This is a genomic window from Nitritalea halalkaliphila LW7, from assembly GCF_000265075.1.
Taxonomy (GTDB): Bacteria; Bacteroidota; Bacteroidia; order Cytophagales; family Cyclobacteriaceae; genus Nitritalea; species Nitritalea halalkaliphila.
Genome location: NZ_AJYA01000108.1, coordinates 1 through 2358 on the forward strand (window position 1 = coordinate 1; position 2358 = coordinate 2358).

The window sequence follows — 2358 nt, forward strand, 5'->3', positions numbered from 1 at the left end:
TCTGTACTTGGCCCAGTTAGAAGGCAGTAGCTTGAAGATTTCCTTATGCATGATTCCCTGTACGCGATCAAAAATATCACTTAGCCACTCTCTTTCATCGACACCATTTCGCTTACAGCTTGCCATAAAGGAGTACATGGCAGCATTTTCGACTAAATTATTATCGATTTCCATGTCGCCATGTAGCGTATAGAAGCTTAAACCTGCCCAGCGAGAGTGAGCATATGCGATGGCCTCACCCATCGGACTTTTCGGGGGATAGGCGTACAGATTTTTATTTAACCAGTTGCCCAACGTTTCCAGTATTGGAATGGCCTGCTCTTGTCTCAGCTTGGCGCGTGCTTCGGCGCTTAGACAGGCTTCCCTCATACTACTTTCTAAAGCATAGAGCACACGCATCTGCCCTACGACATACTGCGCATCCTCTTGATCGTACTTTTCTGCTTCCAAGAACTTGCGCCGTGCATGTGCCATGCAAAAAGACAGCATAATGCTGGGATGCTGATCGAATAGGGAATGCTATACCCCATAGCCATCTGTCTGGATATTCAGTCACCTCTTCACCGATAACGACGCATCCTTCTGTAGACTCCGTAGGTTGATATAAACATCTTCTCTGCGTAGTGTTTCAGGAAGTGTCATGCGGCCTTTGACTTCTTTAAACTAGAACTAAGCCATTCGCGGTAAAAAGGTCTTGGTAAAACGCTTTATCTCTTCTTTTCATTCTGCAAGACTACAAAATCCCACGCCTACAGAAAATATGGGATTCGTCGAACGGATGCATTTAAACTATTTATAAAAAGAGTAAAAAAGTTTTAAATTCTGTAATGAGTAAATTAGACTATTGATTATTTTGAATTAGGAGGGGTAAAACGTGCGGTATAAAATTTAATTCTGATATATTAGTATGCAGCAATTTAATTTAATGATTTTCAAAGGGTTGCAGTGTTTCGGGTATTTGGAATTTAAAAATATAATGATTAGTTTTAAATGTGCCTTGATTTTTTGAAGCAATCGGTAGAATAATTAGGTGCTTTAAAACTTAAGTTTTTATGGGGAATTCCTTTTTGATTTTGAAGAAAATTCTGTTGCTACTGGATATTCCTTTTACAAAGGGCTACCTGAAAGAAAGAGTAGCATCCCATCCCGAGCAGGAATCCTTGCTTTCCATTTCAGATAACTTGAACCATTATAAGGTGGACAGCCTTGGACTTAACCTTTCAATAGAAAAGCTGGATCAAATTCCGCTTCCCTGTATAATACAGATTCAAGAAAGGAACTTCCTTTTTTTAGTGTGCTTACTAAATCGCAAATAGATACCGTATCCTACCTGGATGAAAAGGGAAAAATCAAAAATACTTCAAAAGAGGATTTTGCCAAAAACTGGACAGGTGTAACCCTGCTATTGGAAAAGTCTGATAAATCAGGTGAACCTGGATACAAAGAAAGACATCGGGAAGTTGTAGTGTTCCGATCATTGCTTGGTCTCCTAGGACTAATAAGCCTCATTGGGTTAATTGCTTTTTATCAGCCTATTTTCGCAAACCCATACCAAGCGCTTATAATTTTGTTCCTTTTCCTTCTTAAAGTTACTGGATTGTTCATTTCCTCGGTTTTGCTTTGGTCAGAAGTTGATAAAGACAACAAGGCCATAAGGGATTTTTGTACGGGCGGCAAGAATATAGACTGTAATTCAGTTACCTCTTCCTTTTCTTTGCCAGGAGGGATAAGTTTAAGCATCATAGCCTTTGCCTATTTCTTTTCTGGAGTTCTCTTTTTGCTTTTGACTTCATTTTCAGGATCAGGTTTGCAGCTGCTTAGCTATTTGAGTCTGTCTGGAGTATTTGTAATTCCCATATCCATCTATTACCAATGGGCAAAAATCAGGAAGTGGTGTGTGCTATGTCTTTGGATCTCGGCAGTACTGCTCGCAGAAATCCTGCTTAGTCAGATTTTTCTGGTAAACACAGATTCCATACAATTACAGGATTTGGCTTTGTTTTCCTTTCTATATATCGGATCTATAGTAGCTTGGCTGAGTCTTAAGCCCTATTTACTGACCGAAAAGGAACTCCAAAAGCAAAAAAGCAAGCTTGCCAGATTTCTCTCCAACACCGAAATCTTCGATCATTTTTTATCGGGTTCAAGAAGAATTTCCAATAATCCAGAAGGATTGGGAATAATGCTTAAAGGGGGAAATGCTAAATATCATGTACTCAAAGTATGCAATCCTTATTGCGGGCCATGTGCTAATTCACATCCTATCTTGGAAGAATTGTTTGCTTCAGGAAACATAAACTTACAGGTTGTATTTCATCCCGGCGGAGAAGATGCCATTAAGTATAAAACTATTAGTCA

At 39.4% G+C, this 2358-nt stretch carries 2 protein-coding genes; one reads left to right on the forward strand and one right to left on the reverse strand.

Annotated elements, in window-relative coordinates:
* Nucleotides 1-489 (reverse strand): IS66 family transposase (locus A3SI_RS16620; protein ID WP_009057810.1); only part of this gene is annotated, 489 nt, incomplete at its 3' end.
* 805 nt (nt 490-1294) lie between these two features.
* Here A3SI_RS16620 and A3SI_RS16630 point away from each other — a divergent pair.
* Nucleotides 1295-2358 (forward strand): vitamin K epoxide reductase family protein (locus A3SI_RS16630; protein WP_009057812.1); only part of this gene is annotated, 1064 nt, incomplete at its 3' end.